Source organism: Hydrogenophaga sp. 2FB, from assembly GCF_005503365.1.
In the GTDB taxonomy this organism is placed as follows: Bacteria; Pseudomonadota; Gammaproteobacteria; order Burkholderiales; family Burkholderiaceae_C; genus Hydrogenophaga.
The window spans coordinates 1-26,900 of record NZ_SCML01000067.1 but is presented as its reverse complement, the minus strand read 5'-3'; the positions used below and the strand labels follow the sequence as shown (position 1 = coordinate 26,900).

The following is a 26,900-nucleotide window of genomic DNA, read 5'->3' as shown; positions in this document are numbered from 1 at the left end:
AATGCACCGATACGAACCGACATGAATCCTTCCGCCTCTCCCAAACCCATCGACGACCTCGGCGCCTGGCTCGCCGGTTTCACGCAACCCACGGTGCTGGTGGAACTGGCCGCGCTGCTGATCTGCATCGGCGTGGCCTGGGGCTTCAGCTACGTGCTGCGCAACGCCTTGCGCATGCAGGACGACAAGACCTCGGTGCTGTTCGGTCGCCGCCTGATCGATGGCGTGATGTTCCCGTTGGTGCTGCTCACGCTGGGCTACATCGCGCGTGCGATCGTCACCAAGTTCCTGCCGCTGGCGGCGTTCAAGGTCGCCATTCCCGTGCTGGTCTCGCTGGTCGTGATCCGCGTGGGCGTGAAGGTGTTGCAGGCCGCGTTCACCACCGCGCCCTGGGTGCGCGCGCTGGAGCGCACCATTTCCTGGGTGGCCTGGCTGGCCATGGTGTTGTGGGTCAGCGGCCTTCTGCCGGTGGTGCTGGCCGAGCTGGAAGACATCACCTGGAAGATCGGATCGACCACACTGAGCCTGCGCACCCTGCTCGAAGGCGTCATCACCGCGGGCGCGGTGATGATCCTCGCGCTGTGGGTATCGTCCGCCATCGAAACGCGCTTGCTGCGCAAGGCCACCGGTGGTGACCTGTCGATGCGCAAGGCGGTGAGCAATGCCACGCGCGCGCTGCTGCTGTTCGTGGGCCTGATCGTGGCGCTCTCCGCCGTGGGCATCGACCTCACCGCGCTGTCGGTGTTCAGCGGCGCGATCGGCGTGGGCATCGGCTTTGGTTTGCAGAAGCTCGCGTCCAACTACGTCAGTGGCTTCGTGATCCTGGCCGAACGCCGGCTGCGCATCGGCGACAACGTGAAGGTCGACACCTTTGAAGGCCGCATCCTCGACATCAACACGCGCTACAGCGTGATCCGTTCGGCGGCGGGGCGTGAGTCCATCGTGCCCAACGAGTTGATGGTGATCAACCGGGTGGAGAACCTGTCCTCCGCGCTCACGCGCGTGTGGCAGACCACGGTGGTGACCGTGGCCTACGGCAGCGACGTGGAGCAGGTGAGCCAGTGGCTGTTGCAGGCGGTGGGTGAACAGGAGGCTGCGTTGAAAGACCCCGAGCCACAGGCATCGCTCTCGGCCTTCGGCGCCAACGGCCTGGAGTTCACCGTGGGCTACTGGATCAACTCGGGCGATGCCGCGGTGCAGCTCAGGCTGCTGTCGCAGATCAACCGCCGCGTGCTGCAGCTGCTGCAGGAGAACGGTGTGGAGATGCCGTACCCGCAGCGCGTGCTGCACATCAAGGAAATGCCGACGCCAGCGATGCCGCCGGATTCAGTGGGTCATGAAGCTGGGTAACCAGAGCGCGAGCGCCGGAAACGCGATCAGGATGCACAGGCGCACGATGTCGGCCACCACGAACGGCCACACGCCCTGGAAGATGTGTTTGAGCTTGACCTGAGGCAGTAGCGAGTTCATCACGAACAGGTTCATGCCCACGGGCGGCGAGATCATGCCGATCTCGACGATGGTGACGATCAGCACGCCGAACCACACCGGGTCGAAGCCCAGGCCGGTGATGACCGGGAAGAACACCGGAATGGTCAGCAGCACCATCGACAGCTCTTCCATCACCAGACCCAGCGCCACGTAGATCGCCATCATCACGACCACCACCATGATCGGGTGCGGGCTGAACTGCAGCAGAAAGTCGCGCAGGTCGCCCGGCATGCTGGTGAAGTTGATGAAGCTGGTGAAGATCATCGCGCCGATCAGGATGGTGAACAGCATGGCGGTGGTGCGCGTGCTCTCCACCAGAATGTCCATCAGCACGCGCGGCGTGAGCGCGCCCCGAAACAGCGCGAAGAAGAAGGCCCCGCAGGCGCCCACGCCCGCGCCTTCGGTGGCGGTGAACACGCCGCCATAGATGCCGCCGATGACCAGCGCGAACAGCACCACCACCGCCCAGATGCCGCGGATGGCCGCCAGCCGTTGCGCCCAGCTGAAGCGTTGACCGGGCGGGCCGGCTTGCGGGTCGCGCCAGGTGATGTAGACCACGGCGGTGCACAGGCAGGCAATGGCCACCAGGCCGGGCAACACGCCGGCGATGAACAGCTTGCCGATGTCGGTCTCGGTGATGATCCCGTAGATCACCATGATGGTGGATGGCGGGATCAGAATGCCCAACGTGCCGCCCGCGGCGATGGAGCCGGTGGACAACGTGTCCTTGTAGCCGTGGCGCTTCATCTCGGGGTAGGCCACGCGCGTCATGGTGGCGGCGGTGGCGATCGACGAGCCGCAGATGCAGCCAAACCCCCCGGAGGCGATGACGCTGGCCATGGCCAGCCCGCCCTTGCGGTGGCCCACGAAGGCATTGGCCGCGCCGTACAGCTCGCGCGCCATGCCGGCGCGCGCGACGAAGTTGCCCATCAGCACGAACAGCGGAATGACCGAGAGCACGTAGGCAAAGCCGGTCTCGAAGATCACCTGGCTGGTGCTGGCGAAGGCCGGGTGCCAGCCGCGCATGAGGCCCAGCCCGACCAGGCCGGCGATGCTCATGGCCAGGGCCAGGGGAATGCGCAACAGCGCCAGCGCGAAGACGGCGATGAAGCCCAGGGTGGCTTCGATCATGGCGTGGTCCCGTTGTCGAACTGGGCGGGCGGCGGATGGTGCGGCGAGGGCACGGGCACCGGCACGAACACGAACAGCAGGTGCACCAGCGCGGTGACCGCCAGCATGGTGGCCATCATCCAGGCCACGGGCGCGATGGAGAGTTGCAGGTGCACGGTGGTGTCGCCGTATTCAGCGAGCCGGTCGGCGCGCGTGGTCATGAGGTAGGCGAGAAAACCGAAGCCGCCCGCGCAAACGATGTGCACCACGCGCGCCTGGATACCGCGCACCCAGTCGGGCAGGACGCCGTCGAGCGAGTCGAACACCACGTGTTCGTTGCGCCAGGACACCATGGGCAGCGCGCCGAAGATCACGATCACCATGAGGATTTCGGTGAGCTCCAGCCCACCCGGCACCGAGTGGTTGAAGAAGCGGCGCCCGGTGACGTCGACCAGGGTGAGCCACATGATGGTGAAGAGTGCCATGGCCGCCATGAGGCCGGTGGACCAGAGCAGGATGCGTTCCAACGTCTTGAGCATGAAGGGGGTTCTTCGTCCGGATGTGAAAAAGCCGGCGGGGCAGTGTGCAACCGACTGCCCGACCGGCCTTGGGGAGATGGGCGTTTACTTCACCTTCGCGATTTCGGCACGGAACTCGGCGAGCACGGCTTTCGGGTCCTTCAACCCTTTGGCTTGCGCGGCCTCGGCCCATTTGTTTTCGAGCGCGGCCTGCTTGTCCTTCACCGCCTGCACGAAGGCAGCGTCGGCCGTGATGCGCGTGACGCCCTGGGTTTTCTGCTGCTCGCGGCTGGAGGCGTCCACCCGGTCCCAGCCCTCGCCGAAGATGCGCGCGGCGGTCTCGCCCGAGATCTTGTCGACCACGGCCTTGTCCTGCGCGGACAGCGCCTTGTACTTGTCCTCGTTCATCATGAAGACGAAGCTGGTGTTGTACAGGCCGCCGGGGAAGGTGGTGGCGTGCTTGACCATGCTGAGCTTGAACGAGACCACCGATTCATCGGGGAAGAAGGTGCCGTCCATCACGCCGGTGGAGAGCATTTCGAACGACTCGGGTGCGGGCTTGAGCGTGGTGTTCCAGCCCATGGCCTTGGAGAGTTCGTTGATGTTGCCGCCGCCGATGCGGAACTTGAGCTTGGCCGCGTCGGCCGCGCTGGCCACCGGCTGCTTCACGGTGAAGATGATGCCGGGGCCGTGCGTGAACACGGCCAGCGTTTTCACGCCCCGGTGTTCGCCCAGCGGTGCGAAATATTTGCTGTAGACCCGCTGGTACGCCAGCGAGGTGGCGGTGGCGCTGTCGCCCAGGAAGGGGAATTCGGCCACTTGGGTGTTGATGAAACGCCCGGGGGTGTAGCCGTCCACGGTGTAGGAAATGTCGGCCAGGCCGTCGCGCACCGCGTCGAAGGTGCCGGGCGCGGCCACCACGCCCTTGGGCAGGGTGTTGCACTTCATGCGGCCCGCGCTGTCTTTCTCCAGCAGGTCGCACCAGCTCTTTTGCGCCGTGCTCAGCGTGTGGGTGGGCGGTAGCCAGCTGGAGACGGTGAACACGGTCTGGGCCGATGCCGCGCCAGAGGCCAGCACGGCGGTGGACAGGGCAGCAGCGAACACATGGCGAGTTTTCATGCGGGTACTCCGTGGTATTGGGATGCAGACGCGGCCCAATATAAGGAACTCCCCGCGATACCGATCCCCAGACTTACCCGAATTAGCCGACCGCGTGGTTTGCCAATGGTCGTTTCGACGACAGTTGTGGGCGCGAGGGCTTATTTGCGCAAGGGCAGCGCCACCGCGTGGGGCGTGCTGAGCCGGGCGCGCGGGGTGCCGCGGGGCGCCAGGCCCGATTCGAGCGTGAACAGCATGCGCGCGCCCGCGGCCAGTTGCTGGTGGGCGGGCAGGTCGCGCAGATCGCCGAACAGGCGCAGCGCGTTGTCGGGCGGGTTGACCGCGCGCGTGGCGACGTACCACAGGCGAAAGATGTGCAGCTCATCGGTCAGCGGGATCTGGTGCGCCAGGTTCATCACGGCGGTGAACAGGTAATCGGCGGCGCTGTTGCCCGGCGCACCGCCGCTGTGCGAACCCATGTGATCGCTGTGCCAGACGGGGCTGTGGGTGAGGCGTTGCAACCGACGCGCGCGGCCCAGGCCACGATCGGTCTGCAGCGCGGGCTCCCAGGCCCGCACAGGGTCGTCCAGGCTGCCGAAGCTGGACGTGGATGCGGCCAGTTCGATCGCCAGCGCCTGCGCGCGCTCGGGCTCCTGGCGGCTGAACAGCAGGCGCACCGCGCGGCCGATCATGCGCATCGTGGTCATCAGGTGTTCGGCGGAGCGGGGGGTCGTCATGCGGCGGTACTCGTCGTGGGTCAGAACAGGCGGTGCAAGGTCGGGCGGACATGCGGGTTCTGGCGCAACGGCCGTCATGCACCGCGCGGTCGGTAGGCGGTGGTGTGCTCGGCTGACGGAGGAGAGGCTCATGGGACTTCTGCAATGGGATCGGAACGTGATGGCAGGTTAGCGACGCGCCTTTCGATGTTCAAACGGTTTAACAGTCGGATAACACAGTGCCTGCCACGGGCACCGCATCGACCTCGTTTCAGCCCAGCGCAGGTGGCTTCGCCGTGGCGTGGGACGGGCTGGCGGCCAGCGTGAACTGGAACGTGGCGCCATGCCCCGGCTGGCTGTGAACCTCGATGCGTGCGCCATGCCGTTCGACCACGGTGCGCACGAACACCAGGCCCAGGCCCACACCACGCGTGGTGCTCTGGTCGGGGGTGAGCCGCGTGAAGGGCTGGAATAAGGCCGTCTGCTGTTCCAGCGTCATGCCCGGGCCCTGGTCGGTGACGCTGACCTGCCAACCGTCCCGCGTGCGCCGCACGGCGCAGCGCACCTGGGTCTTTTCACCGCCGTACTTCACGGCATTGCCCAGCAGATTGGCGATGGCGCGGGTGAGCAGGCCGCGATCGGCTTCGCACAGGGCGGGCTCCTCGGGCCTTTGCACCTCCAGGCCCACCTGGCGCGCCTGGGCCTGCGGCCACACCTCGTCCAGGGCTTCGTCCAGCAGGTCGGTGAGATCCACGGTCTGCAGGCGGTACGCGCTGGACTCGGCCTTGGCCAACTGCACGAACTCTTCGGCCAGATCGAGCGTGCGGCGCGCATGCCGCTCGATGCGGCCCAGGGTGTCGGGCTGCATCGGTTGCGCCGGGTGCAGGCGTTGCAACTCCAGCAGCGCCAGGATCGAGGACTGTGGCGAGCGCATGTCGTGCGAGATGAAGCGCAACGCCACGTCGCGCTGGCGCTCGGCTTCGCGGATGGGAGTGATGTCGACCAGGCTGGCGATCCAGCTCGTGGTCAGGCCGTCGGTGTTGAAGCACGGCACGAAACGCGCGAGCAGGTCGCGCCCGGCCGCATCGCGCGCTTCGGAACCCCAGGGCTGGGTGTGCTCGCGCAATTGCGCGACGTCGAACACCGGCTGCTGTGTGCCCGTGCGCCGCACACCTCCGAGCAGCTCGCTCAAAGGGCGGCCACGCAGCCGCGTCACGTTCTGTTTGCCGAAGTAGCGGTAGGCGGCCTGGTTGGCCACCAGCACCTGGCCCTGGGTGTCGGCGATGAGCGTGGCATCGGGCAGGCTGTTGAGCGTTTCGCTCACGAAACGGTTGAGGTTGCGCAGTTGCTCGGACGCGTTCTCCAGCGCATCGATGTGGCGGTCGAGCACGTCGCCGGAGCGCGAGGCGGGCAACATGGTCGGCAACTCGCGGCGCGTTTCCATGCGCTGGAATTCTTCGATCAGGTAGCCCATGGCCGCGCGCAAGCGCCGCCACACCCACAGCGGGTAGGCCAGCAGCACACCCAGAAGACCTGCCGTGGGCGCGAATTGCAGGCCCGCCAGCGACGGGGCGAGCGCGGTGGCGGTCAGCGTGGCCACCAGCAGCGCGGCACAGGTCAGCAGTGACGCCGTGGGTGCCAGCAACAGCACGGCCAGCAGCGCGAGCGCCACCGGCAGCATGTTGAACAGCGCGTCTTGCCAGGCGGCGGCGCGTTCGAGCCGGTGGTCGAGCAACAGAGAGTTCATCACGTTGGCCGAGATTTCCACGCCCGGCATCAACTCGCCCTGGCCCGAACGCGGCGTGGCATAGGCGTCGCCCATGCCCGCGGCGGTGGCGCCCACCAGCACGTATTTGCCGGCGAGTTTTTCGGGCGGCACCTTGCCCTTGAGCAGGTCGACGTAGGACACGCGCTCATAGCTGCCAGGCGGGCCCGCAAACGGAATCTGCATCCAGTGGTCGCGCTGCCACGCGCCCACTTGCTGGGCGGCGGGCGCGCGTTCGCCCGGTAAGGGATCGGGTAGGGCGAAGCCGCCCACGCGCAGCGTGGCGGCGGCGAAGTGTTGCCACCATGAGCCGCCCGAGCCTTCGCGGAGGAAGGTGCTGCGCACGATGCCATCGCTATCGATTTCGAGGTGGATGTGGCCGATCGCGGCAGCGCGCTCGGCGAGCGCGGGCGCGGGGTCCATGCGCGAGAGCCTGCCCGTGCCTTGCCGGTCCATCAGCATCAGCGGCAATACCACTTTGCCGCTGCGCGCGATGGCCTCGGCCAGCAACGCGTCGTCCGCCGTGTCGGCGTGGTCCGGTTCGACCAGGATCAGGTCCAGACCCACCGCGCGCGGCCCGGCGGCGGTGATGCGGTCGAGCACCGCGGCATGGAAGCCACGCCGCCAGGGCCAGCGGCCGATTTCTGCAAGGCTCTTGTCGTCAATGGCGACGATCACGATCTCGGGCGACACCTGCTGTTCGCTCAGCCGCGCCAACTGGTCGGTAAGCGCCAGGTCGATGTGTTCCAGGCCGCGCGAACAGCTCAGCGCCACGACGCAGGCCAGCAGAGCAGCCGATAGCAGGCCCCATTCGAACCACCGCTTCTGCGGGCGGCGCGCGCGTCTCGGCGGCTCCAGCCACTGGGACGAGGTCGATTCGGCGGGCCGTGTGTTCAAGCGGGCATCAGCGCGTGCCCGGCAGCACGGGCTGTCCATCGGACGTGGTCAGCGGCTGAGCGTCCGTGGTTGAGATATGCCCGTGCACCTCGAAGCGCTGCGGGTCGGTCCACGCGCCTTCCAGGCCATCGGCGGCGGTCTGCCGCACCCGCACGTGGTACGTGCCGGTGGGCGGCATTGGGCGCGTGAAGACGGGCTCGGCAAGTTGCCGGTCGTCCACCAGCTGGGTGAATGCCGCGTCGCGCGCCAACTGGATCTGGTGCCGCCACGGGCCACCGGCGCTGGCGCTCCAGGCGATGTGCAGGGTGGTCGTGTCGCCGCTGCGCAGGCTGGGCGCACTGGGCACGGGCGGCAGCGCGACCTTCTGGAACGCCACGGGTGCGCTGAACGGTCCCTGGTCGCGCTCGCCTTTCGCATCCGTTTCGACCGCCGCCACGCGCCAGAAATAGGCCCCGGGCGCCAGGGCCTGCACGGTGTGGCGGCATTCGGCCAGGTCAGGGGTCTGTGCCACGAGGTCTGCAAAGCCCGCGTCGCGCGCCACCTGGAAGCGGTAGCGCAGGCCGCCGCCGCCCTGGGTGCACAGCAGCAGGACATCCGGCGCCGTCACGCGGGCGCCGGGTGGCGGTTCGCGCAGCAGCGGCGCTTGTGGTCGCGCGTTGACGACCACGCGGCGCACGGCCTCCTGGCCCGGAATGCCTTGGCCATCAATGGCGCGCACCGCCAGAAGGTAGTTGCCGTCGTCCAGCCCGGCGAAACGGGCCACGGGCTGCGCGAACGTCGCGTTGCGCACCACGCGTTCGGCTGTTTCGCCGCTGGCGATGCGCACCTGCCAGGCCGACGCGCGGGCATCGCGGGGCAGGGGCAGCTCGACCAGCGAGACGTTTTCCAGCACACCGGGCACGCCCGACAGATCGGGTGGCGCGAGCAGAGGGGCCACGGCGATGCGCGAACCCGGGCCACCCGCCAGGCGCACACCTTCGCCGGCTTTCACCGTCGTCTCTTCCCGCGACGCTGCAAGCGAATGCACCTGAATGGCGCCCTCGCTCACATCGCCAATGAACGCGCCGCCTTCGCCCACCGCCACGCCAAACGTGGTGCCGCGCACGCCCCCCACCGCCAGCGGTGTGCGCACCTCGAAGCGACTGCCTTTGGCCCGCTGCGGGGTGGCGGTGGCGTCCACGCGGCCGCGTTCGAGCTGCATGCCGGTCTGCCCCTTGCCCGAGCCGGGCGCATGGCGCAGTTCGCGCAGTTGCACTTGCGTGCCCGCGGCCAGGCGCACGACCGAGCCATCGGCCAGGCGCAAGGTGACGAAGCCGTCGTCGCCCACATCGATGTGCGCGCCTTCCGTGACGCGTTCGCCCACCGCAAGCGGCTTGGCGCTGCCGCGCACCTGGGCTTGTCCCGCGACGTGGACCACGTCGGCCGATGCGGGCTCCGCGCGCAACAGCGCCGCGGGAATCAACAGGCGACTGCCCGGGACCAGCCGGCGGGGATCGGCCACCTGGTTGCGCCGTTGCAACTCGCGCCACTGGTCGGGGTCGTCCAGATAGCGTTGCGCCAGGCCATAGAGGTTGTCGCCCGGCTGCACGGTATGGACGCGGTCGGGTTGCTGCGCCAGGGCCGGCATCCCGAGGCCCAGGAGGGCGAGCGCCAGCAGGCGCGAAGAGGGGCCAAGCAGAGCGCGGTTCATCGGTTCATTCACCCGTGGCGGAGGGCGCCTGTCCCAGGTCTTCGAGACGGTACCCGTGGTTGTAGACCGACACCAGCTTGTAGCCGCTGTCGGCGCGCAGGCGCAGTTTGCTGCGCACGTGTGACATGTAGACATCGAGCGAGCGCGACGAAATGTCCGCGTCCATGCCCCACACACCCTCGATCAGGTGCGCGCGCGAGAGCAGGCGGCCGAGGTTGCGGAACATCGTCAACGCGAGGTCGTATTCCTTGGTGGTGAGGGTCGTGATCGCGACACCATCGCGCCACACCCCCCGGTCCTGCACCTGAAAGCGGTAGCGGCCCCAGACGATGTCCGACGCCGGCGGGGTGTGACCGCCGCGGCGCAGCAGGGCCATCAGGCGCGCGCGCAACTCGCCCACGCGCGCGGATTTCACCATGTAGTCGTCGGCGCCGCTGGTCAGGCCTTCGATGATGTCGCGCTCATCGCTGCGGTTGGTCATCATCAGGATCGGCACCGGCGCCAAGGCCATCTGGCGGATCGCGCGGATCACATGGGGGCCGGGAATGTCGGGCAGCTCCCAGTCCACGATGAACAGATCGAAGGTCTCGCGGGGCAGCACGCGCATCAGCGCGTTCGCGTCGCCGAACAGGTGGCAGTCATGCCCCATGGCCGCGACGACGGCTTTCATCAGATCCAGTTGCGCTGGGTCGTCATCGATGGCGGCAATGCGCATGGGAAGGGGGCGGGTATGGCACGTAGAGTGAGGTTGAGAAAAACTATCTGCACGAATATATCGATGTACCAATCGCAGCGCAGTCGATTTGACAATCTATTAAGAAATGAAGGGCGGTGCGCGCGACAGATCGCACAGGCGTTCCCCTGGCCGAACAACACCCTCGATTCTCGGGGGTTATCGTCAAAAAAGCACGACCGTTCGTTTATGATGCCGTTCGCCCTTTGCTGGCGGCGGCGTCCGGGAGGCGGCAGGCCATCGGCATACAATCCTCAGGTTGACGTGCACGTCAATTCGACAAGCCATTTTTCCCCAACAGCAGGAGCTACCCAACATGAAGGTCATCGTCCCCGTCAAGCGCGTGGTGGATTACAACGTCAAGGTGCGCGTCAAGAGCGACGGCAGCGGTGTGGATATCGCCAACGTCAAGATGAGCATGAACCCGTTTGACGAGATCGCGGTGGAAGAGGCGGTTCGCCTGAAGGAGAAGGGCGTGGTGACCGAAGTGATTGCCGTCTCTTGTGGCGTGGCGCAATGCCAGGAAACGCTGCGCACGGCCATGGCGATCGGTGCAGACCGCGCCATCCTGGTGGAAACCAACGAAGAGCTGCAACCGCTGGCCGTGGCCAAGCTGCTCAAGGCCCTGGTCGACAAGGAACAACCGCAACTGATCATCCTGGGCAAGCAGGCGATCGATGACGACTGCAACCAGACCGGCCAGATGCTGGCTGCCTTGGCGGGCCTGCCCCAGGCGACCTTCGCGTCGAAGGTGGAAGTGGCCGATGGCAAAGCCAGCGTCACGCGCGAAGTCGACGGTGGCCTGGAAACCCTCTCCATCACGCTGCCTGCCGTTATCACGACCGACCTTCGTCTGAACGAGCCGCGTTATGTGACGCTGCCGAACATCATGAAGGCGAAGAAGAAGACGCTGGACATCGTCAAGCCCGAAGACCTCGGCGTGGATGTGAAGCCGCGCATCAAGACCTTGAAGGTCAGCGAGCCGCCCAAGCGCGGTGCGGGCGTGAAGGTGGCCGACGTGGCCGCCCTGGTGGACAAACTGAAGAACGAAGCCAAAGTGATCTGAGGACCTGACAAATGACCGCACTCGTTATTGCCGAACACGACAACGCCAGCATCAAGCCGGCCACCCTCAACACCGTGACCGCCGCCGCTCAATGCGGGGGTGATGTGCACGTGCTCATCGCCGGGCACAACGCCGGTGAAGCCGCCAAGGCCGCAGCCGCCATCGCTGGCGTGGCCAAGGTGATCCACGCCGACGCCCCGGGCTTCGAGCACGGCCTGGCCGAGAACGTGGCCGCGCAAGTGCTGGCCATCGCCGGCCACTACAGCCACATCCTGTTCCCGGCCACCGCCAGCGGCAAGAACGTCGCTCCGCGCGTGGCCGCCACGCTGGACGTGGGCCAGGTCAGCGACATCACCAAGGTGATCAGCGCCGACACTTTCGAACGCCCGATCTACGCCGGCAACGCGATTGCCACCGTGCAGAGCACCGATGCCAAACACGTGATTACCGTGCGCACGACCGGTTTCGACCCGGCCGCCGCCACCGGTGGCAGCGCGGCGGTGGAGACCGCCACGGCCGCAGCGGACGATGGCAAGAGCAAGTTCATGGGCAGCGAGATCGCCAAGAGCGACCGCCCCGAACTGACCGCCGCGAAGATCATCGTCTCCGGTGGCCGCGCATTGGGCAGCGCCGAGAAGTTCAACGAAGTCATGACGCCGCTGGCCGACAAGCTCAATGCAGCCCTGGGCGCGAGCCGCGCGGCCGTGGATGCGGGTTACGCACCCAACGACTGGCAGGTGGGCCAGACCGGCAAGATCGTCGCGCCCCAGCTCTACATCGCCGCGGGTATCTCGGGTGCGATCCAGCACCTGGCCGGCATGAAGGACTCCAAGGTGATCGTGGCGATCAACAAGGACCCCGAGGCACCGATCTTCTCGGTGGCCGACTACGGCCTGGAGGCCGATCTGTTCACGGCCGTGCCCGAACTGATCAAGGCGCTCTGAGCCCTTTGACCACCACAAGGGCATCGTTCGCGATGCCCTTGTTGTATCTGTACCCCTGAATTCCGTGGAGACAAGACCGTGAGCTACACCGCACCCCTCAAAGACATGTTGTTCGACATCGAGCACCTGGCCCGCATCGATCAGGTGGCACAGCTGCCCGGTTTCGAAGAAGCCGGTCTGGAAACCGCGCAGGCCGTGCTCGAGGAGTGCGCCAGGCTCAACGAAGGCGTGATCGCGCCGTTGAACTTTGCCGGTGACACGAACCCCTCGTCGTTCAAGGACGGCGTGGTCACCACCACCCCCGGCTTCAAGGACGCGTACAAACAATACGCCGAAGGCGGCTGGCAGGGCCTGCAACACCCGACGGACTTTGGTGGCCAAGGCCTGCCCAAGACCATCGGCGCGGCCTGTGGCGAAGTGATCAACAGCGCCAACATGAGTTTCGCGCTCTGCCCCATGCTCACCGATGGCGCCATCGAAGCGTTGATGACCGCTGGCAGCGACGACCTCAAGGCGACCTACCTGGAAAAGCTGGTGAGCGGCCAATGGACCGGCACCATGAACCTCACCGAGCCACAGGCCGGCTCGGACCTGGCGGCGGTGCGCAGCCGCGCCGAGCCGCAGCCCGATGGCAGCTACAAGGTCTTCGGCACCAAGATCTTCATCACCTATGGTGAGCACGACATGGCCGAGAACATCGTGCACCTCGTGCTCGCGCGCGTGACGGGTGCGCCCGAAGGCGTGAAGGGCATCAGCCTGTTCGTCGTGCCGAAGTTCATGGTGAACAAGGACGGTTCGCTCGGCGCGCGCAACGACGTGCACTGCGTGAGCATCGAACACAAGATGGGCATCAAGGCCAGCCCGACCGCGGTGCTGCAGTACGGCGACCACGGTGGCGCCGTGGGGTACCTCGTGGGCCAGGAAAACCGGGGCCTCGAGTACATGTTCATCATGATGAACGCCGCGCGCTACGCCGTGGGCGTGCAGGGCATCGCGATCGCCGAGCGCGCCTACCAGAAGGCCGTGGGCTACGCGAAGGACCGTGTGCAGAGCCGCCCGGTCGACGGCTCGCTGAGCGCGGCCGCGCCCATCATCCACCACCCCGACGTCAAGCGCATGCTCATGACCATGCGCGCCTTCACCGAAGGCTGCCGCGCCATGGCCAGCGTGGCGGCCGCTGCTTACGACGCATCGCACCACCACGCAGATGCCGAGGTGCGCCAGCAGAACGCGGCGTTCTACGAATTTCTCGTGCCGCTGGTCAAGGGCTACAGCACCGAGATGAGCCTGGAAGTCACCAGCCTGGGCGTGCAGGTGCACGGTGGCATGGGCTTCATCGAAGAAACCGGCGCGGCGCAGCACTACCGCGATGCCAAGATCCTCACCATCTACGAAGGCACGACCGCCATCCAGGCCAACGACCTCGTGGGCCGCAAGACCGCGCGCGACGGTGGCACGGGCGCCAAGGCGATTGCCGCGCAGATCGAGAAGACGGAGGCCGAATTGGCTCAACGCGGCAGCGCCAACGCCAAGGCCGTGCACCAGCGCCTGAAGGCCGCGCGCGAAGCGTTCGTGGACGTGGTGGAGTTCATCGCCGCGAACACCAAGACCAACCCCAACGCCGCCTTTGCCGGCAGCGTGCCGTACCTGATGCTCGCGGGCAACCTCGTGGCCGGCTGGCAGATGGCGCGCGCGCTGTTGGTCGCCGAAGACCTGTCCGCCAAGGGACAGGACAAAGCTTTCATGGACGCCAAGATCGTCACCGCGCGCTTCTACGCGGACCACATCCTCAGCCGTGCCCCTGGCGTGCGCGATGCCATCGTCGATGGCGCCGAGGCAGTGACCGCGCTGGCGATCGAATCGTTCTGAGCCATCGCAACCGCTATCACACGGAGACCCCATGACCGCACCCGTTCGCAGCCTGCCACCCGTTCTCAAGAACCTGAAGTTCCCGGTGATTGGCTCGCCGCTGTTCATCATCAGCAACCCCAAGCTCGTGATTGCCCAGTGCAAGGCCGGTGTGGTGGGTGCGATGCCCGCACTCAACGCGCGCCCCGCGTCGCAACTCGACGAATGGCTGGCCGAGATCACCGAGACGCTGGCCGCGCACGACAAGGCGCACCCGGACAACAAGGCCGCGCCGTTTGCCATCAACCAGATCGTGCACAAGAGCAACGACCGGCTGGAGCACGACATGCAGCTGTGCGCCAAGTACAAGGTGCCGATCGTCATCACCAGCCTGGGTGCGCGTGAAGACGTGAACCAGGGCGTGCACAGCTGGGGCGGCATCGTGATGCACGATGTGATCAACAACGTGTTCGCGCACAAGGCGATCGAGAAGGGTGCCGACGGCCTGATTCCCGTGGCCGCGGGTGCCGGTGGTCACGCCAGCGTGAAGAGCCCGTTTGCCATGGTGCAGGAAATCCGCCAGTGGTTCGGCGGCCCGATCGCGCTCTCGGGCGCGATTGCATCCGGTGGCGCGATCCTGGCGGCGCAGGCCATGGGCGCGGACCTGGCCTACATCGGCTCGGCCTTCATCGCCACCGACGAAGCGCGCGCGGCAGACGATTACAAGGTCATGATCACGGCCTCGGATTCCGACGACATCGTCTACAGCAACTTCTACACCGGCATCCACGGCAACTACCTCAAGGGCAGCATCAAGAACGCCGGCATGGACCCGGACAACCTGCCGCAGAGCGACCCGAGCAAGATGAACTTCGGCACCGGCGAAGGCGCGAACGCCGCCAAGGCCTGGCGCGACATCTGGGGCTGCGGCCAGGGCATCGGCGCGATTCAAACCGTCATGCCGGCGGCCGATCTGGTGGCGCGCTTCAAGCGCGAATACACCGAGGCCAAGGCGCGCCTCTGCGCGACCTGACGCCAGCCCTCTCAGGCCGCGGCGCGCTCGCGCAGCACCAGGGTCTGGATTGCGACCCCGACGGGGCCGTGCACATCGTAGAGCCGTGACAGCACGGTGCCCACGCCCCCACCGTGGGCCTGGGTTTCCGACTGCACGCCGACCCACTCGCCCTCGGGCGGGCGGTGCAGGTGCAGGCTGAGGTCGGCGTTGGCGAACAGGTAGCGCTCCACCGGCAAGACCCAGCTCAGGCCGTTGCCGAAATCGGCGGCGGCCGCCGCCAGCATGGCGGGCGAAGTGGCCTGGCCCTGCACCAGGGGAACGTTCATGCGAAACCAGGCGGCGCCCGGTCCCGGCTGCGTCATGTCCCCCTGAGCGACCCGGTGGTCGGTGGCGGATTGGTAGAACGAAACACCGTCCGGCAAGCCAGGAATGCGCAGCCGCTCCTGGCAATCCGCCGGCAGGGGCCGCAGTTGTTCCGGCGACCAGCCCGGCAGGCCGGTCGGCAACGTGAACGGCTGCCCACGCACCAGAAGCGCATGGCCACGGGCCACCAGCACGTCGTCGGCGCACAGATCGATCGTCATGCGCGTGGTGGAACGGCCGGGGTGGGTTTCATGGCGCACGGTCAGGGGTGCCACCGGCACCGGCTTGATCAGCTCGATGCTGAGGCGAGAGAGCTGCCACGCCGGATCGGGCAGCGCGCGTTCTGCCAGATGCACCAGCAGCGCACTGGGCGCGCCGCCATGCTGCGCACGGGCGTCCCAGGGGCCGCGCGACAACACGCTGGGCTGCCATGTGGCACCGTCTTCAACGTACACCGCCGTGGGCAAGGATGTCTCTTCGTGGGAAGGGTTGTGGGTCATGGTTCTTTTCTGGCAGATTGACAGACTGACTAGTCGGTCTGTAGAGTGTGCCAAATTTTCCGTGATCCCGTGCATCTTCCATCGAGCAGCAACCCCAGGTCTGTGAACATCCGATGACCGACAGCTTTGCCGCCACCCTTTATCGCAGAACCACCTCGGCCCTGCAGGCCGGGCGCGGGGACGCCGATGCACAGGGTGGCCAGGTCCATGTCAACCGCTACACGGATGAGGCCATTGCCCGCCAGGAACAGCGCCTGCTGCGCCAGCACCCGCAACCGGTGGCGGCCAGTTCATCGCTGGCATCGCCGGGTGCGTGGCTGTCGTTGACGCACCTCGACATTCCGCTTCTCCTGGTGCGCCAGGCGGATGGGCAAGTCCAGGCCTTCTTGAATGTCTGCCGCCACCGTGGCGCCCGCGTGGTGCCCGAAGGCAGCGGCAGTGAGGCGCGCGCCTTCGTCTGCCCGTACCACGCGTGGACCTACCGGCCGGATGGCGCGCTGCAAGGCGTCCCCGGGTCCTCCGGCTTTCCGTGCCTTCAGCAAGCGGCGTCGGGCTTGCGCAAGCTGGCCACGGTCGAGCGCGCGGGGATCGTCTGGGTGATTCTCGACCCCGCGCTGTCGGCCAGCGATCCTGGCGCGCACCTCGGCGCGCTGATGGACAACCTCGAATCGCTGGCGGGGCTTCGCACGCCCGTGGGGTGGGCGCCGCGTTCCTACGACGTGGAAGCCAACTGGAAGCTGCTGATCGACGGCTCCTTCGAGGCCTATCACTTCAAGGTGGCGCACCGCAAAACCATTGCCCACATGTTCGTGGACAACCTGCAGATCGTCGACGAATTCGATCTCAACCGGCGTCTCTACCTCGTCAAGTCGACGTTCGCGGAAGACCTACCCGAGGTCAACGGCTTCGATCCGAGGCGGTACGGCAACCTGATCTACTTCTTCTTTCCGAACACGACGCTCCTGGTCCAGCCCGACCACGCCCAGCTCAGCAGCCTCGAGCCGCTCGGCGCGACCCGCACGCGCGTGCACGAGCTCACCCTGATTCCGCAAGCGCCGGCGTCGGACAAGGCGATGGCGCACTGGGAGGCCAACATCGCGCTGTACCGCCGCACCCTCGCGGAAGACTACGGGCTGGCCGAATCGATCCAGGCGGGCTTGGCATCCGGTGCGAATGAAGCGCTCACCTTCGGCACGTTCGAATACAGCGCGCCACGCTTTCATGCGCAGCTCCGGCAGCGGCTCGACGCGATGCCGGCCACACCGCTGGCCCACCCATAATCGCGAGATGCCAAGCCCACCCAAGTCCCGCAAGGACATCATTCTGGACCGCGCGGAGCAGCATTTCGCCGACCACGGCTTTCAGGGCGCGTCGCTGTCGGCCATCGCGCGCGATGCCGAGGTCGGCAACCCGGGGCTTCTGCATCACTTCCCGAGCAAGGAGGTGCTGTACCGCGCCGTGCTCGAGCGGCAGGCGGAGGACCTCATGGAGAGCATGCACCAGCGTGTCGAATCGGCGAAAAGCCTGCCGAAGCGTCTGCAGGCTTTCGTGGAAATCCAGGTCGAATGGATGCAGCGTCGGCCCACGGGGTACAAACTCGTCACGCGCGAGTTGCTCGACAACGCCGAGCGGATCGAGCTGGCACACACCCGACCGCTCGAGGTCTTTCTGCTCGGCAGTCTGGCCTTGCTGGAGGAGGCACAGGCCGGCGGCCTGGTCCGCCAGGAGATGCCCGCGGTTGTCGTGCTCACGGTCATTCTCGGCACCCTGAACTACGCGAAGATCGTGCGCCCCACGTTCAACAAAACCCTCGCGGAGCCGGCGCTAAAGAGCGACGCGGCATGGATGAAGGCGGTTGCGCGAGATGTGCTGCGCGTCGTGTCCCCGGGCGATGCGTCGCTCGCCTGACGGCGTGTGTGTCCCGAAATCTTGACCCAAGGGAGACTGTCTTGAAAACCCGCATCACCGAACTCTTCGGCATCCGATACCCGATCATCCAGGGTGGCATGCACTATGTCGGTTTCGCCGAGCTGGCGGCCGCTGTTTCCAACGCCGGCGGCCTGGGGATCATCACCGGCCTGACCCAGAAGACGCCGGAGCTCCTGGCCCGGGAAATCGCGCGCTGCCACGACATGACCGACCAGCCGTTCGGCGTGAACCTGACCTTTCTGCCGGCGTTCACGGCGCCGCCGTACCCCGAGTACATCGCGGCCATCGTCGAGGGCGGCATCCGGGTGGTGGAAACCGCGGGGCGCAGTCCGGAAGCGCACATGCCCGCGTTGAAGGCCGCGGGCATCAAGGTCATTCACAAGTGCACCTCGGTGCGCCACGCGCTCAAGGCCGAGCGCATCGGCTGCGATGCCGTGAGCGTGGACGGTTTCGAGTGCGGTGGCCACCCCGGTGAAGACGATGTGCCGAACATGATCCTGCTGCCGCGCGCCGCGGAAGAACTGAAGATTCCGTTTGTTGCCTCGGGCGGCATGGCCGATGGCCGCAGCCTGGTCGCGGCGCTCGCGCTGGGCGCCGACGGCATGAACATGGGCACCCGCTTCATCGCCACGAAGGAGGCCCCGGTGCACGCCAACGTCAAGCAGGCGATCGTCAATGCCTCGGAGCTGGACACGCGCCTCATCATGCGTTCGCTGCGCAACACCGAGCGGGTCATCAACAACGCCGGTGTGGATCGGCTGATGGCGATCGAGCGGGAGAAGGGCGATGCGCTGAAGATCGACGACATCATCGACCAGGTGGCGGGCATCTACCCCAAGGTGATGACCGACGGCGACATGGACGCGGGCGCCTGGAGCTGCGGCATGGTGGCGGGTCTGATCCACGACGTGCCGACCTGCGCTGAACTCATCGATCGCATCATGGCGCAGGCGTACGAACTCATCGAGCAGCGACTCAAGGGGATGCTCAACGGTTGACGTGGCTGGCGCCCAGGCAGCGCAGCGTGAGGCGCGCGGTCAGGGCCTGGATTCGCCGCGCAGCCAGGCCCCGAACGAATTGAACACCTTGCCGATCTCGGCGCCGACGTTCGTCTTGTATTGCACGCCGGTGGCATCCGAGATTTCCGACACCCAGCCGCCATCGCGCCATTCGGCATACAGCCAGTCGTCGCCTTCGCGCACGAGGCCATCGGGCGGCGCCGGCGGTTGCGCCACGGGCACGCCCTTGAGCGCGGCGCTCATGTAGTCGATCCAGATCGGCAGGGCGATGCGCCCACCCGATTCACCGCCACCCAGGCTGCGCGGCTTGTCGTAGCCCACCCACACGGCCGCCGCCAGCGTGGGCTGGTAACCGGCGAACCAGGCGTCCACCGCGTCGTTGGTGGTGCCGGTCTTGCCATAGATGTCGGGGCGCTTGAGCGAGGCCTGCGCGCGTGCGGCGGTGCCGGAGCGCGCGACGTCGTTGAGCATGCTGCCCACCACGAAGGCATTGCGCGCGGGAATGGCGCGTGTCTCTTCGGCGAGGGCGGCGGGTGGCGGAGCTTCAAACAGCACCTTGCCTTGCGCGTCGGTGATTTTTTCGATCACCACCGGCGCCACATGCCAGCCCCCATTGGCCACCGTGGCATAGGCCTGCGCCATCTGCAGCGGGGTGACGCTGCCGGTGCCCAGCGCAAGCGAGAGGTCGTCGGGCTGGCGTGCCACGTCCAGGCCGAAGCGGCCGGTCCAGTCGCGGGCGGGGCGGGTGCCGGTGTGCTGCAGCACGCGCACGCTGGCGAGGTTGCTCGATTTGGTGAGCGCGTGGCGCAGGGTGATGGGGCCCTCGTACTGGCCGTTGCTGTTGGTGGGACTCCAGCCGTTGGCGGCGGTGAAGGGCAGGTCGTCCACCATCGTGGCCGGCATCACGCGCGATTCCAGCGCGGCGGAATAGAGCAAGGGCTTCAAGGCCGAGCCGGGTTGGCGCCAGCCTTGCGTGACGTGGTTGAACGGCTGGTTCGAGAAGTCGAATCCGCCCACCAGCGCGCGCACGCGGCCGGTCTGCGGGTCCAGCGCCACCATGGCCGCTTCGATTTCCGGCCACTGGGAAATGGCCCACACGTCGCTCTTCTTGTCCTTGGTTTTGCCGGTGGTGATCACGCGCACGATCGAGCCGCGCGCGATTTTCACGGGCGCCTTGGCCTTGGCATCGAGCGCGCGCTGTGCCCAGCGCAGACCTTCGCCTTGCACCGTGACGCGTTCGCCGCTAGCCAGCTGCACCTGCACCGCCTTCGGGTTGGCCGAGAGCACGATGCCCACGCGCAGGACCTCGTCGTCGCGGTGGTCTTTCAGTGCTTCGGCGGCCGCGCGTTCGAGTTCGGCGCCGTTGTCGGCCGGCAGCGATTCGAGGTCTTCCGGGCCGCGGTACGCGCCACGGCGATCGAGTGCGAGCACGCCGCGCTGCACCGCCGTGTGGGCCGCGCGCTGGTCGGCCGCGCGCAGCGAGGTCGTGACGCGGATGCCGGCGGAATAGGCTTCCGTGCCAAAGCGTTCCACCACCGCCAGCCGCGCCATTTCGGCCACGTGGGCGGCGTGCACGTTGCGCGTGCCGGGCGTGCGGATGGTGAGCTTCTCGGCGCGTGCCGCGGCGAGTTGCTGGTCGTTGATGGCGTCGGTGGCGCGCATGCGTTCGAGCACCACGCGCTGCCGCTGCGTGGCGCGCTCGAAGTTGGCCACCGGGTTGGCGTAGTAGGGGTTCTGCGGCAACCCGGCGAGCATGGCGGTTTCGGCCAGCGAGAGCTTGTCCAGTGGTTTTCCGAAATAGATCTGCGAGGCCGCCGCGAAACCGTAGGCGCGCTGGCCGAGAAAGATCTCGTTCATGTAGATCTCCAGGATGCGGTCCTTGGAGATTTCGTCTTCCAGCTTCAGCGCCAGCCAGATTTCCTTGGCCTTGCGCTCGGCCGAGAACTCGCGCGTGAGCAGCATGGTGCGCACCAGCTGTTGCGTGATGGTCGAGGCACCCTGGCGGCGCCCGCCGGTGATCGCGGCGAACACCGCACGCGCCATGCCCTTGGGATCGACGCCCGAATGTTCGCGAAAGCGCGCGTCTTCCACCGCCAGCACGGCCTGCTGCATGGGCAGCGGAATGCGCGAGAGCGGCACGTACTCGCGCCGCTCGGTGCCGAACTGGGCAATCTCCACGCCGTCGGTCGTGAAGACCTGCAGCGGGAGCTTGGGTTGGTAGCGGACGATGCGGTCGAGCGACGGCAGATCGAAAGTCGATGCCGGCACGGGAAGCGCCACGACCACCGCGGCGGTGAACGCCAGGGCGAGCGCCGAACGGCGCAGGAGGGGCTGATGAAGCATGGGGGTGAATTATCCCGCCCCCGTGTGAAGCGGGCGTGTGGCCAGACGTCGTCCACGTAACCAGCTGTGACCGCCTGGGAGCCCTGTTTTCACGGTCCTCACGGGTAAGATGGGCCGCTCCATCCGATCCCCGGAACCTCCATGCGCAAGCGCATCCTGCTGCTCGAAGACGAACAGGCCATCGCCGACACCTTGCTGTATGCGCTGCAGAGCGAGGGTTTTGAGGTGCGGCACGTGTCTTTGGCCCGGCAGGCGCTGGAGGCATTTCACGACAGCCCGCCCGATCTCGCCATCCTGGACATCGGCGTACCCGATGGCAATGGTTTCGACGTGTGCCGCGCCATGCGCAAGTCGAGCGAGTTGCCGATCATTTTCCTGACCGCGCGCAGTGAAGAAATCGACCGCGTGCTGGGTCTGGAGCTGGGCGCGGACGACTACGTCGTCAAACCATTTTCGCCGCGCGAGGTGTGCGCCCGCGTGCGCGCGATCCTGCGCCGCAGCGCGGGCGCCGTGCCTGCCACGCTGCCGGCCGCCGCCACCGGCGTGCTCGCGCTGGACGACCAGGCGCAGCGCATCACCTACGCGGGCGAGTTGCTGGCGCTCACCCGATACGAATTTCTGTTACTCGCCACGCTGCTGCGCCGGCCCGAGCGCATCTTCTCGCGCACCGAACTCATGTCGCTGGTGTGGGGTGACGCGCCGCACACCGCGGACCGCACGGTCGATGCCCATGTGAAGCTGCTGCGCGCCAAGCTGCGCGAGCGTGGCGTGCAGGCCGAGGTGATCCAGACGCACCGTCACATGGGTTATTCGCTGCGTTTGCCAGGCGTTTGAGTTCATGCGCATCGGCCTGCGCCTGTTGTTGGGGTTCTTCCTGGTTCTGGGCCTGGCGCTGTTCGTCGTGCTGCGCGTGTTGCTCGACGAGGTCAAGCCCGGCACCCGCCTGGCCATGGAAGACAGCCTGGTCGACGCGGCCTACACCCTGGCACAACTGGCCACGCCCGACATGAAGGCCGGCGTGATCGCCGACGGCGGTTTCGCGCGCTCCCTGCAAGGCCTGAACGACGCTCGGCTGGGCGCCAACATCTCGGGCTTTCGCAAGGACAGCGTCGACTACCGCATCACCGTCACCGACGCGCAAGGCATCGTGCGGTTCGATTCCAGACACGAAGCCGTGGGGCAGGACTTCTCGCGCTGGAACGACGTGGCCCGCACCCTGCGCGGCGAGTACGGCGCGCGCTCCAGCCCGGCAAGCCCGTACGAGCCCGACAGCACCGTCATGCACGTGGCCGCGCCCATCCGCGACGGCGAACGCGTCATCGGCGTGTTGACCGTCTCGCGGCCCAACCTGCGCCTGGAGCCGTACATCCAGCGCAGCGAGTCGCGCATCCTGCGCTGGTCGTGGGGTTTGCTGGGCCTGTCGCTGCTGATCGGCCTGCTGTTCAGCTGGTGGATCGCCAGTTCGCTGTCGCGCTTGCGGGGTTATGCCAACGCAGTGGCGCGCGGCGAGCGCGCGCCACTGCCGGTGCTCGGGCGCATGAGCGGCAGCACCGAGTTCAGCGATCTGGCCAACGCGCTGGAGCGCATGCGGCTCAAGCTCGAAGACAAGGCCTATGTCGAGAGTTACGTGCACACGCTCACACACGAACTCAAGAGCCCATTGGCGGCGATCCGCGGCGCGGCCGAGCTGTTGCAGGAAGACCTGCCCGCGCAGGACCAACAGCGTTTTGCCGGCAACATCCAGCGCCAGGCCGAGCGCCTGCACCAGTTGGTGGACAAGCTGCTCAATCTCGCCCATGTGGAGCAGATGCAGGGTCTGGGCACGCGCGAGCGGGTGGACCTGAGCGCCCTCACGCGCGAGCTGCTGCAGCGGCTGGAGCCGCGCCTGCGCTTGAAGTCGCTGCGCGTGCGCGACGAGCTGGGCGATGCGCAGGCGGTGCAGGGCGACCCGTTTCTCATCGGCCAGGCGTTGCAGAACCTGCTGGACAACGCGATCGATTTTTCACCACCGAACGGCGAGCTCACCGTGCGCTTGCAGCGCGATGGTGTGTTTCTGGAATGGTCGGTGCGCGACCAGGGCTCCGGCATTCCCGACTACGCACGCGATCGGATCTTCGAGCGCTTTTATTCGCTGCCGCGCGGCGAGGGGCAAGACAAGGGGTCGGGCCTGGGGCTGTGCCTGGTGCAGGAGGTGAGCCACTTGCATGGCGCCGAGCTGCGCGTGGAGAACGTGGCGCAACCCGGTGGCTGCCTCGCGCGCTGGCGCCTGCCGCTCTGAGGATTTCACACCCGCTTCACAAAACACCGCCGCGGCACACGCCCGCTGCACACCGCGGTCGCAGACTGGCTGGGTTCTCACTACGGAGCCCAACTTGAACAAATACCCCTTGCTGAGCAAAGTGCTGGTCATCGGCGTGCTGATGCTCTTGCTGGCGATCCCGCTGCTGATGGTGCGCGGTGCGATCGAGGAGCGCAGCATGAACCGCGAGGCCGCCACGCAGGACGTGGCGCGCGCGCACGCCGGCGAACAGACCATCACCGGGCCGGTGCTGTATCTGCCCTATACCGAGACATTTCTGCGCAAGGTCGCGGTCGACGGCGGCCAGACGCGCGAGGAACTGGTGACGCAGTCGCACGTCGCGATCCGTTTTCCGAGCGTGATGGAGACGCGCAGCCGCTTGCAGACGGAGACGCGCTGGCGCGGTGTGTTTCCGGTCAAGGTCTACACCAGCGTGAACGAGAGCACCGGTCAGTTCGTGTGGAGCGACCTGGAGCCGAAGGAGAAGAACAGCCAGATCACGCTGGGCCAGCCAAGCCTGCTCATGGGCGTGAGCGACCTGCGCGGGCTGTTGAACGCGCCGCAGTTGAAGGTGGACGGCCGCGCGATCGCCGTCGCGCCGGCGCGCGCCGCGCAGCGCCTGCCGTTGCCCTTGGTGGCGCCCTTGAACCTGGCGCAACTGCGCGCGGGTGCCGTGCTGTCGTTCTCGTTGCAACTCGATCTCGCCGGCACGGGCCGCATCGGCTGGGTGCCCCTGGCCGACGAGAACCGTGTGCACCTGCAATCGAGCTGGCCGCACCCCAACTTCGGCGGCGATTTCCTGCCGCGCACGCGCGCCATCAGCGCGCAGGGCTTCGAGGCTTCGTGGAGCGTGCCGTCGTTGTCGACGCAGGCACAGCGGCAGTTCGCACAGACCGGCGAGCGGCGCGAAACGCCCGAGAGCTTTTCCGTCTCGCTCGATGAGCCGGTGGACGTCTACCGCCTGACCGATCGCGCGACCAAGTACGGAACGATGTTCATCCTGCTCACCTTCGCCGCCTTCTTCGTGCTGGAGATGGTGAAGCGCTGGCGCATCCACCCCATGCAGTACCTCATGATCGGCGCCGCGCTCGTGCTGTTCTTCCTGCTGTTGCTCTCGATCTCCGAGCACCTGGGCTTCATGCCGGCCTACCTGCTGGCCAGCGCGGCCTGCATCGGGCTGTTGGCGCACTACCTGCGGCATGTGTTGGGTGGCTGGACGCCGGGCCTGCTCATGAGCGGCCTGCTGGTGGCCTTGTATGGCGTGCTCTACGGCATCCTGGTATCGGAGGACAACGCGCTGATGATGGGCTCGCTGCTGCTCTTCGGCGTGCTCGCCGCGATCATGGTCGTGACGCGAAAGGTCGATTGGTACAGCGTGATGGGCAGCGCACCGGCCGTGCCCCAAAAGCCGTTCGCCGACACACAGCGCTGAGGTGGCTCACACCACCAGCATGGCGGCGAACCAGCCCAGGCCCACCCACTTCACCGCGGCCGGCGATTGTGGATGGCGCCAGAGCGACGCGAGCAAGAAGGCGTTGTAGGGCAGGGGCGCGAAGTGCACGGCCAGCACCGAACCCATGGGCTGGTCTTGCGCAAACAGCATCAAGGCCGCGAAGCCGGTGAACAGGTTGATGACGCTGCCCACGGCCAGCATGTCGCGCCAGAACAGCCGGTGCCATGGCACCTGCCCGTGCCAGCGGCTGCTCCAGAAGCCGCTTGGAGGCGCGGTCAAAGGGCGCTCAGAATGCCGGCGCCCAGCAGCCCGAAAACCAGCAGGCCGAGCGCGATGCGGTAGTACACAAAGGCCATGTAGCCGCGCGTGGACACCAGTTTGAGGAACACCACGATCACGCCGTAGCCCACGCCGAACGCGATCAGCGTGGCCAGGGCGGTGGGGCCGGCGGCGATGGGGCTGCCATGTTGGTAGCTGCGCAGCAGCTGATAAAAGCCCGAACCCATCACCGCGGGAATGGCCAGCAGGAACGAGTAGCGCGCCGCGGCCTCGCGTGTGTAGCCCATGATCAGGCCGGCGGTGATGGTGCCGCCCGAGCGCGACACGCCTGGGATCAGTGCCATGGCCTGCGCCAGGCCAAACAGCAGACCGTGGCCCCAGGTGAGCTGGCTCAGTGGGCGCTCGCGCCGGCCGTAGCGATCGGCCACGCCCAGGATGACCCCGAACACGATCAGCATGGTGGCCGTGATGTAGAGGTTGCGCAGCGAGCCTTCGATGGCGTCCTTGAACAGCAGGCCCAGCACCACGATCGGCACCGAGCCAATGATGATCAGCCAGCCCATGCGCGCGTCCGGGTCCTGCCGTTTCGCCGGCTGCGTGAGCGAGGCCCACCAGGCCAGGAAGATGCGCACGATGTCGTGCCGGAAATAGAGCAGCACGGCCGCTTCGGTGCCGATCTGCGTGATGGCGGTGAAGGCGGCGCCCGGGTCACCGCCCGAAGGCAACAGCGGGCCGATGATGCGCAGGTGCGCGCTGGACGAGATGGGGAGGAATTCGGTCAGGCCCTGGATCAGGCCCAGAAACGCGGCTTCCAGCCAGAGGGTGGTGGTGTTCATGAGAGCAATGCCTGGGCGAATTCGCGTGCGTCGAACGTTTCGAGGTCTTCGAGCTTTTCGCCCACGCCGATGAAATAGACAGGGACCGGCTTCTCGCGCGCGATCGCGCAGAGCACGCCGCCTTTGGCCGTGCCGTCGAGCTTGGTGATGATGAGGCCGGTGAGCTGCAGCGCGTCGTCGAAGGCCTTCACCTGGTTGAGCGCGTTCTGCCCGGTGTTGCCGTCGATCACCAGCAGCACCTCATGCGGTGCGCTGGCGTCGGCCTTCTGCACCACGCGCTTGATCTTGCGCAGCTCTTCCATCAGGTGCAACTGCGTAGGCAGGCGACCGGCGGTGTCGACCAGCACCACGTCGCGCCCGCGTGCCTTGCCGGCGGTGACCGCGTCAAAGCTCACCGCGGCCGGGTCGCCGCCTTGCTGGGTGATGATTTCCACCGTGTTGCGGTCGGCCCAGACGGCGAGTTGCTCGCGCGCGGCCGCGCGGAAGGTGTCGGCCGCGGCCAGCAGCACGGTGGCGCCTTCGTCGGCCAGGTGGCGCGTCAGTTTGCCGATGGAGGTGGTCTTGCCCGCGCCATTGACGCCCGCCACCATCACCACGGTGGGCTTGTGCTCGCCGATCACCAGCGGCTTTTGCAGCGGCGCGAGCAGGTCGGCAATGGCGTCGGCGAGCAGGCCTTTGACGGCGGCCGGGTCGGTGGTCTTGCTGTCTTTCACGCGGCGCTTGAGGTCGGCCAGCAGGTGGGTCGTGGCCTTCACACCGGTATCGGCCATCAACAGCGCCGATTCCAGCTCCTCGTAGAGCGCTTCGTCGATCTGCGTGCCGGTGAACACCGTCGCAATGCTGGAGCCCGTCTTGCGCAGGCCGGATTTGAGTTTGTCGAGCCAGCCCTCGCGCGCAGGCGGCGCGACCACGGGTGCAACGGCGACGGGCGGCGCTGGAGCCTCGGGGACGGATACAGGGGGCTCTGGCAAGCCAGGCGCGGGAGCGG

General features: G+C 67.0%; 23 protein-coding genes. 11 read left to right on the top strand and 12 right to left on the bottom strand.

Going from position 1 to position 26,900, the window contains the following annotated elements; genetic code table 11:
- The first annotated feature begins 21 nt into the window (after positions 1 to 21).
- A complete protein-coding gene (locus FFS09_RS27015; RefSeq protein WP_137922009.1) occupies positions 22 to 1,350 on the top strand; it encodes a mechanosensitive ion channel family protein in 1,329 nt (442 codons plus the stop codon).
- Here FFS09_RS27015 and FFS09_RS27010 read toward each other — a convergent pair.
- The 7 genes from FFS09_RS27010 to FFS09_RS26980 all read right to left on the bottom strand — a co-directional run bounded on the left by FFS09_RS27010 (position 1,327) and on the right by FFS09_RS26980 (position 10,000).
- On the bottom strand, positions 1,327 to 2,622 hold the full coding sequence (locus FFS09_RS27010) for a TRAP transporter large permease (protein WP_137922008.1): 1,296 nt from the start codon (positions 2,620 to 2,622) through the stop codon (positions 1,327 to 1,329). The two genes, FFS09_RS27015 and FFS09_RS27010, sit on opposite strands and share 24 nt — an antisense overlap.
- Positions 2,619 to 3,140, bottom strand: coding sequence for a TRAP transporter small permease (locus tag FFS09_RS27005; RefSeq protein WP_137922007.1), 522 nt, complete (start codon positions 3,138 to 3,140; stop codon positions 2,619 to 2,621). Before FFS09_RS27005 ends, FFS09_RS27010 begins: the two co-directional genes overlap by 4 nt.
- Positions 3,141 to 3,224: 84 nt before the next feature.
- Complete coding sequence (locus tag FFS09_RS27000; RefSeq protein ID WP_137922006.1) at positions 3,225 to 4,238, bottom strand: TRAP transporter substrate-binding protein; 1,014 nt, start codon at positions 4,236 to 4,238, stop codon at positions 3,225 to 3,227.
- A gap of 140 nt (positions 4,239 to 4,378) precedes the next feature.
- A complete protein-coding gene (locus FFS09_RS26995; protein ID WP_137922005.1) occupies positions 4,379 to 4,954 on the bottom strand; it encodes a hypothetical protein in 576 nt (191 codons plus the stop codon).
- A 250-nt stretch (positions 4,955 to 5,204) separates the two neighbouring features.
- Positions 5,205 to 7,595: a CHASE2 domain-containing protein gene (locus FFS09_RS26990; protein ID WP_171020219.1), complete on the bottom strand. Its 2,391-nt coding sequence runs from the start codon at positions 7,593 to 7,595 to the stop codon at positions 5,205 to 5,207.
- A gap of 7 nt (positions 7,596 to 7,602) precedes the next feature.
- A complete protein-coding gene (locus tag FFS09_RS26985; RefSeq protein ID WP_171020218.1) occupies positions 7,603 to 9,285 on the bottom strand; it encodes a FecR domain-containing protein in 1,683 nt (560 codons plus the stop codon).
- A gap of 4 nt (positions 9,286 to 9,289) precedes the next feature.
- Positions 9,290 to 10,000: a response regulator transcription factor gene (locus tag FFS09_RS26980; protein ID WP_137922002.1), complete on the bottom strand. Its 711-nt coding sequence runs from the start codon at positions 9,998 to 10,000 to the stop codon at positions 9,290 to 9,292.
- A gap of 334 nt (positions 10,001 to 10,334) precedes the next feature.
- Between FFS09_RS26980 and FFS09_RS26975 the strand changes: the two genes are divergently transcribed.
- From FFS09_RS26975 to FFS09_RS26960, 4 genes are all read left to right on the top strand, one after another.
- Complete coding sequence (locus tag FFS09_RS26975) at positions 10,335 to 11,084, top strand: electron transfer flavoprotein subunit beta/FixA family protein (protein WP_137922001.1); 750 nt, start codon at positions 10,335 to 10,337, stop codon at positions 11,082 to 11,084.
- Positions 11,085 to 11,095: 11 nt separating this feature from the next.
- The gene (locus FFS09_RS26970; RefSeq protein ID WP_137922000.1) at positions 11,096 to 12,028 is read left to right on the top strand and encodes an electron transfer flavoprotein subunit alpha/FixB family protein; all 933 of its coding nucleotides are present in this window, start codon (positions 11,096 to 11,098) and stop codon (positions 12,026 to 12,028) included.
- A gap of 78 nt (positions 12,029 to 12,106) precedes the next feature.
- Complete coding sequence (locus FFS09_RS26965; RefSeq protein ID WP_137921999.1) at positions 12,107 to 13,897, top strand: acyl-CoA dehydrogenase; 1,791 nt, start codon at positions 12,107 to 12,109, stop codon at positions 13,895 to 13,897.
- A gap of 31 nt (positions 13,898 to 13,928) precedes the next feature.
- The gene (locus FFS09_RS26960) at positions 13,929 to 14,909 is read left to right on the top strand and encodes an NAD(P)H-dependent flavin oxidoreductase (RefSeq protein ID WP_137921998.1); all 981 of its coding nucleotides are present in this window, start codon (positions 13,929 to 13,931) and stop codon (positions 14,907 to 14,909) included.
- Positions 14,910 to 14,920: 11 nt separating this feature from the next.
- Here the strand turns inward: FFS09_RS26960 and FFS09_RS26955 are convergent, their stop codons facing one another.
- Positions 14,921 to 15,754 carry a thioesterase family protein gene (locus FFS09_RS26955; protein ID WP_171020217.1) on the bottom strand — a complete coding sequence of 278 codons (834 nt, stop codon included), beginning with the start codon at positions 15,752 to 15,754 and terminating at the stop codon, positions 14,921 to 14,923.
- 113 nt (positions 15,755 to 15,867) lie between these two features.
- Here FFS09_RS26955 and FFS09_RS26950 point away from each other — a divergent pair, with 113 nt between their 5' ends.
- The 3 genes from FFS09_RS26950 to FFS09_RS26940 are packed head-to-tail and all read left to right on the top strand — an operon-like array spanning position 15,868 to position 18,681.
- Complete coding sequence (locus tag FFS09_RS26950; RefSeq protein ID WP_137921996.1) at positions 15,868 to 17,034, top strand: aromatic ring-hydroxylating oxygenase subunit alpha; 1,167 nt, start codon at positions 15,868 to 15,870, stop codon at positions 17,032 to 17,034.
- 7 nt (positions 17,035 to 17,041) lie between these two features.
- Positions 17,042 to 17,662, top strand: coding sequence for a TetR/AcrR family transcriptional regulator (locus FFS09_RS26945; RefSeq protein WP_171020216.1), 621 nt, complete (start codon positions 17,042 to 17,044; stop codon positions 17,660 to 17,662).
- A gap of 41 nt (positions 17,663 to 17,703) precedes the next feature.
- On the top strand, positions 17,704 to 18,681 hold the full coding sequence (locus FFS09_RS26940) for an NAD(P)H-dependent flavin oxidoreductase (RefSeq protein ID WP_137921994.1): 978 nt from the start codon (positions 17,704 to 17,706) through the stop codon (positions 18,679 to 18,681).
- Positions 18,682 to 18,720: 39 nt separating this feature from the next.
- Here the strand turns inward: FFS09_RS26940 and FFS09_RS26935 are convergent, their stop codons facing one another.
- Positions 18,721 to 21,045 carry a penicillin-binding protein 1A gene (locus tag FFS09_RS26935; RefSeq protein ID WP_137921993.1) on the bottom strand — a complete coding sequence of 775 codons (2,325 nt, stop codon included), beginning with the start codon at positions 21,043 to 21,045 and terminating at the stop codon, positions 18,721 to 18,723.
- A gap of 141 nt (positions 21,046 to 21,186) precedes the next feature.
- Here FFS09_RS26935 and creB point away from each other — a divergent pair, with 141 nt between their 5' ends.
- From creB to creD, 3 genes are all read left to right on the top strand, one after another.
- Positions 21,187 to 21,879, top strand: coding sequence for a two-component system response regulator CreB (creB, locus tag FFS09_RS26930; RefSeq protein WP_137921992.1), 693 nt, complete (start codon positions 21,187 to 21,189; stop codon positions 21,877 to 21,879).
- Between the two features lie 4 nt (positions 21,880 to 21,883).
- Entirely contained in the window at positions 21,884 to 23,323 is a 1,440-nt protein-coding gene (gene creC, locus FFS09_RS26925; protein WP_137921991.1) for a two-component system sensor histidine kinase CreC, read from the top strand.
- Between the two features lie 94 nt (positions 23,324 to 23,417).
- Positions 23,418 to 24,776, top strand: a complete 1,359-nt coding sequence (gene creD / locus FFS09_RS26920) for a cell envelope integrity protein CreD (protein ID WP_171020215.1) — start codon at positions 23,418 to 23,420, stop codon at positions 24,774 to 24,776.
- A 6-nt stretch (positions 24,777 to 24,782) separates the two neighbouring features.
- Here the strand turns inward: creD and FFS09_RS26915 are convergent, their stop codons facing one another.
- The 3 genes from FFS09_RS26915 to ftsY form a co-directional block, all read right to left on the bottom strand.
- On the bottom strand, positions 24,783 to 25,076 hold the full coding sequence (locus tag FFS09_RS26915; RefSeq protein ID WP_137921989.1) for a hypothetical protein: 294 nt from the start codon (positions 25,074 to 25,076) through the stop codon (positions 24,783 to 24,785).
- Entirely contained in the window at positions 25,073 to 25,912 is an 840-nt protein-coding gene (locus FFS09_RS26910; protein WP_137921988.1) for an undecaprenyl-diphosphate phosphatase, read from the bottom strand. The genes FFS09_RS26915 and FFS09_RS26910 overlap by 4 nt, the downstream gene beginning before the upstream one ends.
- Positions 25,909 to 26,900: signal recognition particle-docking protein FtsY (gene ftsY, locus FFS09_RS26905; RefSeq protein ID WP_354595900.1), on the bottom strand; the 992-nt coding region annotated here is incomplete at its 5' end. The genes ftsY and FFS09_RS26910, both read right to left, overlap by 4 nt.

Bases quoted from the DNA above. Each gene is read 5' to 3' on its own strand.
- FFS09_RS27015 (WP_137922009.1), top strand. From the start codon at position 22: ATGAATCCTTCCGCCTCTCCCAAACCCATCGACGACCTCGGCGCCTGG.
- FFS09_RS27010 (WP_137922008.1), bottom strand. From the start codon at position 2,622: ATGATCGAAGCCACCCTGGGCTTCATCGCCGTCTTCGCGCTGGCGCTG.
- FFS09_RS27005 (WP_137922007.1), bottom strand. From the start codon at position 3,140: ATGCTCAAGACGTTGGAACGCATCCTGCTCTGGTCCACCGGCCTCATG.
- FFS09_RS27000 (WP_137922006.1), bottom strand. From the start codon at position 4,238: ATGAAAACTCGCCATGTGTTCGCTGCTGCCCTGTCCACCGCCGTGCTG.
- FFS09_RS26995 (WP_137922005.1), bottom strand. From the start codon at position 4,954: ATGACGACCCCCCGCTCCGCCGAACACCTGATGACCACGATGCGCATG.
- FFS09_RS26985 (WP_171020218.1), bottom strand. From the start codon at position 9,285: ATGAACCGCGCTCTGCTTGGCCCCTCTTCGCGCCTGCTGGCGCTCGCC.
- FFS09_RS26980 (WP_137922002.1), bottom strand. From the start codon at position 10,000: ATGCGCATTGCCGCCATCGATGACGACCCAGCGCAACTGGATCTGATG.
- FFS09_RS26975 (WP_137922001.1), top strand. From the start codon at position 10,335: ATGAAGGTCATCGTCCCCGTCAAGCGCGTGGTGGATTACAACGTCAAG.
- FFS09_RS26970 (WP_137922000.1), top strand. From the start codon at position 11,096: ATGACCGCACTCGTTATTGCCGAACACGACAACGCCAGCATCAAGCCG.
- FFS09_RS26960 (WP_137921998.1), top strand. From the start codon at position 13,929: ATGACCGCACCCGTTCGCAGCCTGCCACCCGTTCTCAAGAACCTGAAG.
- FFS09_RS26955 (WP_171020217.1), bottom strand. From the start codon at position 15,754: ATGACCCACAACCCTTCCCACGAAGAGACATCCTTGCCCACGGCGGTG.
- FFS09_RS26950 (WP_137921996.1), top strand. From the start codon at position 15,868: ATGACCGACAGCTTTGCCGCCACCCTTTATCGCAGAACCACCTCGGCC.
- FFS09_RS26945 (WP_171020216.1), top strand. From the start codon at position 17,042: ATGCCAAGCCCACCCAAGTCCCGCAAGGACATCATTCTGGACCGCGCG.
- FFS09_RS26935 (WP_137921993.1), bottom strand. From the start codon at position 21,045: ATGCTTCATCAGCCCCTCCTGCGCCGTTCGGCGCTCGCCCTGGCGTTC.
- creB (WP_137921992.1), top strand. From the start codon at position 21,187: ATGCGCAAGCGCATCCTGCTGCTCGAAGACGAACAGGCCATCGCCGAC.
- creC (WP_137921991.1), top strand. From the start codon at position 21,884: ATGCGCATCGGCCTGCGCCTGTTGTTGGGGTTCTTCCTGGTTCTGGGC.
- FFS09_RS26910 (WP_137921988.1), bottom strand. From the start codon at position 25,912: ATGAACACCACCACCCTCTGGCTGGAAGCCGCGTTTCTGGGCCTGATC.